Here is a 6,189-nt window from a genome sequence, read left to right on the forward strand (position 1 = left end):
CATTAAAAATAATTATTAATTTTAGCAATTAAATATATTGTGAAATGTAAGAAAATTATAAAAATTGTAATTAAATTTTCAAATTTTTAAATTCTTGAACAGGTAGAAATAAGGGGTTGGTTCTCTAAAAGGGAACCAACCCTTTTAAAATTTGCAAGTCAATGACAGAAGAACGCCGTAAAACGGTGGATTTATTGGGAATAGGACTTGGTATATAAATTGCTGTTAATATAATCAGCTTTTACTTTTAAGGCAACCGCGGAGCCGAAAAAAGTTTAATAGCAAAAATAAGGCATGGAGGGAATGAACCAATGAAAGATTTGAGGCATTTTATCGGACAGCTTGAGCAAAATGAGGAATTAGTGCGGATCAAAAAGGAAGTGGATTGGGATATTGAGCTAGGAGCGATCAGCCGCCGGGTATACGACCAGTATGGCCCGTGCCTTTGGTTTGAGAAGATCAAGGATTACCCGGAAGGATACACCGTCATTAACGGTGAGTGTGGCACCTGGCGGCGGGTGGCCATCGCCATGGGATTGGATGCAGACACGCCGTTGCGGGAGATTTACAAGGAATATGAGAAGCGGATAGAAGGACGGGTGCAACCCAATATCGTTGATCGTAAATCAGCTCCCTGTAAGGAAAATGTCTTCATCGGGGAACAAGCGGACATCTACAGGCTGCCGGCCCCCCTCATTCACGAGGGAGACGGCGGGCGCTATATCGGCACCTGGGATGCCGTAATAACCAAGGACCCGGAAACAAACTGGACGAACTGGGGCATGTACCGTTTCATGATCCACAACCAGAATTTTCTTGCCGGATGGCCTCAGACTACCAGCCAGTTTGCCATGATGCTGAACGAGAAATATGTACCCAAGAATCAGCCTATGCCGGTAGCTTTAGTTATTGGCTCACATCCCCTTGATCATATGGTGGCTACCGCGCCTATGCGGCCTGGTGTAAATGAGGCTGAGGTGGCCGGATCTTTAAGAGGAGAGCCGGTCGATCTCGTGAAGTGCGAGACAAGCGACATTATGGTGCCGGCCAATGCGGAAATCATTATTGAAGGAGAAATTCCCACCGACGCAATTGTACCGGATGGTCCCTTTGGAGAATACCCAGGCTTCCGGAGCGGCACTATGGCGGAAGGCGTAGCTTTCCGGATCAAAGCGATCACACACCGGAATAACCCCATTTTATCGATGACCGCTCTTGGCGCCCCGGTGGATGACAGTTCAATTGCCGCCTCCCTGACTGCGGCCGTGGGAATGAAATTAGGGCTGCAAAGGCGTGGCGTCGACGTAACTGATGTATATGTGCCGCCTGAAGGAGTCACTCACCTGGTTATTGTCGGTGTGAAGACAGGCGGGATCGAAGTAACCAGGAAAGTCCTTGACTTCTTCATTGCGCGGCGGGTAATGGTTTCCAAAGTGATCGTGGTAGACAAAGACGTGGATGTCTTTGACATGAAACAGTGGATACATGCTTTTGCCACCAAGTGTCACCCGGGACGGAGTATCGTCGTGGAGCACTTTGTAGGGAAGTCCAATGCCCTCACCCCCTGTTACGATGCGGATGAACGGCGCATCCTCAAGGGAGCGTTCGCGGCCTTTGACGCTACCTGGCCGTTGGAATGGCCAAAAGAAAACATCCCGCCAAGGGCTACTTTCAAAGAGATTTACTCGCAGGAAACGCAGGATAAAGTGCTGGCCAAGTGGCATGAATACGGGTTTTAGAAATCCGGACACTTTTTGACTAATAAATAAATTTAAGGAGGCAGAGATTTATATGTCAAAAGAATATCTTACCTATGTTCGTAAATATGCGGATCTTTATGAGGGTGAGCGCGACATATTTATTAAGGACCTGACGCCGGGTCCGAGAAAATACGATACCAAGCAGGTTAGAGCTTTGATAGCCCGCTCGGCCGGGAATCTGCCGGGAGCGGACACTCTCTGGGTACGTTCAGAAATGGGTGTGCTTGATCCGGAACCATGGGCGATTAAAATTTTGAAAGAACTGCCTGACTATGTAAAAGGTCGTCCTTACACCGACGTCTTTAGCGTCATGAACAAGTAAACGGTTTATACTCCGAGAAAGGTGGGAGGTAATGTTTTACGATCCGGCAATTGAAACAGCTCCTCGTGAAAAAATACGGGACATCCAATGGCAAAGACTATGTGACATGCTGAAAAAGGTATACCGGGGCAACCGGTTTTACCAGGACAGGTTTAAGAAACACGGGGTAGCGCTTGAAGACATCCGGGATCTTAATGACATAACAAAGCTGCCGTTTACGACCAAAAAAGACTTCCAGAAGGATCAGGAAGATCATCCCGTTTTCGGGACAAACTTAACGGAACCGTTCGAGAACTATGTCCAGTTCCACCAGACTACCGGCACCACGGGCAAACCCTTAAAATGGCTCGACACGAAAGATAGCTGGGCTTGGCGGGCGCGTTGCATGGCCCATTCACTGGCGGCGGCAGGTGTTACAAACAAGGATGTCCTGTTGTTGCCATTTAACTTCGGCCCTTATACCGCTTTCTGGGGTGTATACGAAGCGGCGCAGCACCTGGATGTATTGACAATTCCCACCGGGGGGTGGACCACCGAGCAGCGTTTGAACAGCATAGTCGAAAACCAGGCCACTTTAATCATCGGTACCCCCACTTATATGCTGCGCCTGGCCGAGGCGGCCCAGGAAGAAGGTATTGACCTGGCCAATTCAGCCATCCGGGTGCTTATCCTGGCCGGGGAGCCGGGAGCAATGATCCCGTCCGTGCGGGAGAAACTCGAAAAAGCCTGGGGTGCGAGAGTATTTGAGTACCCGGGATTAACCGAGACCGGCACCTATGCTTTTATGTGCGAACATGATAACCAGGCCTTGCACATTATTGAGAGCGAGTTTGTCGTGGAGGTCCTAGATCCAAAGACCGGGAGAAGCGTTGCGGACGGTGAGACCGGCGAACTGGTGCTTACGAATCTAGGGCGCACGTGCAGCCCGGCTATCCGTTACCGGACCAATGACCTGGTGCGCTTGGAAAGATCGTCTTGCGCTTGTGGCCGGACCTTCGGCAAATTAATCGGAGGGGTCTTGGGGAGACAGGATGAAATGCTGATTATCCGGGGGGTAAACGTCTTCCCGAGCACTATGGGGAATATCGTGGAAGAGTTTCTGGAACTGGGAAACGAATATCAGATTACCGCTTACCGCCGGGGTGACATGGATGAATTGAAAGTACAAATCGAAACAACTCCTTCGTCGAAAGATGTAAGCGAGCTCATTGCCACCGAATTAAAAAAACGCCTTAACTTGCGGGTTGACATACAAACAGTGCCCAAGGGGACACTCGCGCGTTCAGATTATAAAGGCAAAAGATTTATCGACGAGCGGGGCAAGCGGTCGATTAGCGCAGGATAGTCAAGTCTCAAAAAAATAGTATTGGAAGGGGGCGATTATAACACCGTCCCCTGAGATCCTCCCGTGGGGGGTGATTAAGAACCGCCCCCCCCCCAATTTTTCCTAACTGGGAATGTTTCAAAGGTAGATAGATCTATAAAAGATAGGAGGGTTTTGCGTGACTAAGGGTTTACTGGAACAAGGCCCGGGGATTAGAGAATCCTTAAAAGCCCTGCCATATAGTTTTAATATCAATAATGTCACCGCAGCCTTAATAGCAACAGTTTTTAGCTTGAGCGGCCCGATCATATTATTAATCAATATTGCTAATGAAGCCCATTTAACTGACCAGCAAATTGTTACATGGCTTATGTCGATTTATTTTATTAGCGGTACGTTAATGGTTTTTTTGTCTCTTTACTACCAACAGCCCATAGCCATTGCCTTTTCTTTGCCGGGCATCATTGTAATAGGCAGTCTCATGAAAGTTTTTTCATTGAACCAAATGGTCGGGGGATATATTTTTGGCGGGTTAATATTACTTTTCCTTGGCGTTACCGGCTTAATTAAAACCGTCGTAAAATATTTGCCTTTACCAATCATAATGGGAATGATTGCGGGGGCCTTGTTTAGTTACGCAATGGGAATTGTTACATCGGTTCAAAAGGATTATATAGGAGCCGGATTAACACTATTAGCGTTTTTTGTAAGCCGTCTTTTTACAAAGAAGATTCCGCCTCAGGCGATCGCGCTGGTTGTTGGCGTAATTGTGAGCATGTACCTCATGAAGTCGAAGATGGCAATGGGTGATCTATTTTATGCTCCTCTTTTAATAAAACCCGACTTTGGTTTTGCCGCAATATTATCCATAGGCGTACCGCTGGTGTTGCTGGGGCTTGCTGACTTTTTGAAAGGTTACGGGATTTTAACAGCTAATAAATTTGATGCGCCTGTTAACACAATGATTACATCTACCGGTATTTGCTCAACAATAGGCGCATTTTTCCTGGCGCACAGTATTACAGTCGCCGGCCCGATAACTGCGATAACTTCTTGTGAAGATGCCGGGCCAAAGGAATCCAGGTGGGTCGGGGCATTTATAAAAGGGATCATCCAAGTTTTTGTTGCATTTATTAGCGGGTTGTTAGTGCCTTTTTTAAGGTCTTTGCCTGCGACTATCGCGAACGTTTTGGCAGGGCTGGCAATGGTCAGCTTATTTATCACTGCGTTTGAAGTAGCTTTTAGCAGCAAGAATAAATTTCAAATTGGAGCCTTTTTCGCGTTCATCGTTGCTTACTCCAATTTTTCAATCTACAATATCAGTTCTCCGGTATGGTCTTTGCTGGTTGGTATAATCGTCTCATTAATTTTTGAAAGGGAGAATGTTAAGTCTTTTCTGCGTCCCGTTGCCGAAGCGGATGGAATAGCCAGTTCCCAAGGATGATTCAACGATAAGAGCAGGAGGGTGCAAACATGAATGTTCAGCGAATTATAGTCGCTATCACGGGGGCTACCGGAGCAATTTATGGTGTTCGGTTGCTTGAGGTTTTACAAGAATGTCCGGGTGTGGAAACTCACCTTATCTTGAGCAGTTGGGCTGAAAAAACAATTGCTTTAGAGACAAATTACGATGTTGGCGCGGTGCGCAAAAAAGCCAATTTCTGCCACGATCTGCGTAATGTGGGAGCAGCGGTTGCCAGTGGTTCTTTCCAAACCAGCGGTATGGCTGTTATTCCCTGCAGCATGAAAACACTGGCGGCAATAGCCCACGGATTGGCTGAAAACCTTATTATCCGTGCCGCCGACGTGATGTTGAAAGAAAGAAAGAAGCTTGTTCTGGTTCCGCGGGAGACTCCTTTAAATGTGATCCATCTTGAAAATATGCTTGCAGTGAATAGGGCGGGGGCACATCTGGTCCCGCCCATGCCTGCTTTTTACAACCACCCGGCTACCATCGACGATTTGGTTAATCATCTAGTCGGGCGGGTGATGGACCAGTTTGGCTTACCGCATAACCTGACGCGCCGGTGGGGTGAGGTTGCTCTGGTTGACTCGCATCCGGTAAAGTTTAATGAAATGAGTCAGGTGGCTCGTTTTTGATGGGGGGATAGTTTATGGCTTTATACCGTTTTGCCGGGCGAACGCCGGTAGTAAGCGCAAAAAGTTACGTGGGTGAAGCTACTATGCTTATTGGCGATGTTAAAATCGGTGATGATTGCTATATAGGCCCCGGAGCTATACTCAGGGGTGATCATGGCACCATTGAAGTAGGTCCGGGTACAGCTATAGAAGATGGCGTAATTATTCACGCGTCCACAGGTGGTAAATGCCGTATCGGGAAAAACGTAACTATTGGACATGGTGCAATAGTTCATGCGGAAGATATTAAAGATTACGCGGTAATTGGGATGGGAGCAATTTTGAGCCTTCATGTCAAAATCGGCTCATGGACTATTGTCGCCGAAGGAAGCGTGGTTAAAAACCGTCAAATCATTCCCGGTGGGGTCGTGGTGGCGGGTAATCCGGCTAATATTGTACGGGACGTGGAAGCTAGGGACCGGGAATTTTGGCTGTGGGGCAAGCAACTCTATGTTGATCTTGCTAAGCAATATATACGGGATGGAATGGAACAAGTGGAATAAATAAGAGAAAAAAGGTGTAAAGACATGGAGGTATTAGAAGTTATAAATACGGACGTTCTGGTTATAGGCGGCGGCGGTGCGGGTTTATGCGCCGCCATTTCATCTAGAAAAGAAGGCGCTGAAGTTTTGCTGATTAGTAAA

At 47.4% G+C, this 6,189-nt stretch carries 7 protein-coding genes; all 7 read left to right on the forward strand.

Annotated features, from left to right (window positions below):
- Nucleotides 1–311 precede the first annotated feature (311 nt).
- Nucleotides 312–1,739: a UbiD family decarboxylase gene (locus A4E54_RS07330; protein ID WP_286725333.1), complete on the forward strand. Its 1,428-nt coding sequence runs from the start codon at nt 312–314 to the stop codon at nt 1,737–1,739.
- Nucleotides 1,740–1,791: 52 nt separating this feature from the next.
- Nucleotides 1,792–2,082, forward strand: coding sequence for a hypothetical protein (locus A4E54_RS07335; protein ID WP_286725335.1), 291 nt, complete (start codon nt 1,792–1,794; stop codon nt 2,080–2,082).
- A 31-nt stretch (nt 2,083–2,113) separates the two neighbouring features.
- Nucleotides 2,114–3,427 (forward strand): phenylacetate--CoA ligase family protein, encoded by a 1,314-nt coding sequence (locus A4E54_RS07340; protein ID WP_286725338.1) that lies wholly within the window; start codon nt 2,114–2,116, stop codon nt 3,425–3,427.
- Between the two features lie 157 nt (nt 3,428–3,584).
- Complete coding sequence (locus A4E54_RS07345; protein WP_286725341.1) at nt 3,585–4,850, forward strand: benzoate/H(+) symporter BenE family transporter; 1,266 nt, start codon at nt 3,585–3,587, stop codon at nt 4,848–4,850.
- Nucleotides 4,851–4,879: 29 nt separating this feature from the next.
- Complete coding sequence (locus tag A4E54_RS07350) at nt 4,880–5,506, forward strand: UbiX family flavin prenyltransferase (protein ID WP_286725343.1); 627 nt, start codon at nt 4,880–4,882, stop codon at nt 5,504–5,506.
- Between the two features lie 14 nt (nt 5,507–5,520).
- Entirely contained in the window at nt 5,521–6,048 is a 528-nt protein-coding gene (locus tag A4E54_RS07355; protein WP_286725345.1) for a gamma carbonic anhydrase family protein, read from the forward strand.
- Nucleotides 6,049–6,072: 24 nt separating this feature from the next.
- On the forward strand, nt 6,073–6,189 hold a 117-nt coding region (locus A4E54_RS07360), incomplete at its 3' end, for an FAD-binding protein (protein WP_286725347.1).

The organism is Pelotomaculum sp. PtaB.Bin117 (assembly GCF_002067195.1).
GTDB classification, from domain to species: Bacteria; Bacillota; Desulfotomaculia; order Desulfotomaculales; family Pelotomaculaceae; genus Pelotomaculum_D; species Pelotomaculum_D terephthalicicum.

What these genes read in the sequence shown, in the direction of transcription:
- A4E54_RS07330 (WP_286725333.1), top strand. Translation starts at nt 312, where the DNA reads ATGAAAGATTTGAGGCATTTTATCGGACAGCTTGAGCAAAATGAGGAA.
- A4E54_RS07335 (WP_286725335.1), top strand. Translation starts at nt 1,792, where the DNA reads ATGTCAAAAGAATATCTTACCTATGTTCGTAAATATGCGGATCTTTAT.
- A4E54_RS07340 (WP_286725338.1), top strand. Translation starts at nt 2,114, where the DNA reads ATGTTTTACGATCCGGCAATTGAAACAGCTCCTCGTGAAAAAATACGG.
- A4E54_RS07350 (WP_286725343.1), top strand. Translation starts at nt 4,880, where the DNA reads ATGAATGTTCAGCGAATTATAGTCGCTATCACGGGGGCTACCGGAGCA.
- A4E54_RS07355 (WP_286725345.1), top strand. Translation starts at nt 5,521, where the DNA reads ATGGCTTTATACCGTTTTGCCGGGCGAACGCCGGTAGTAAGCGCAAAA.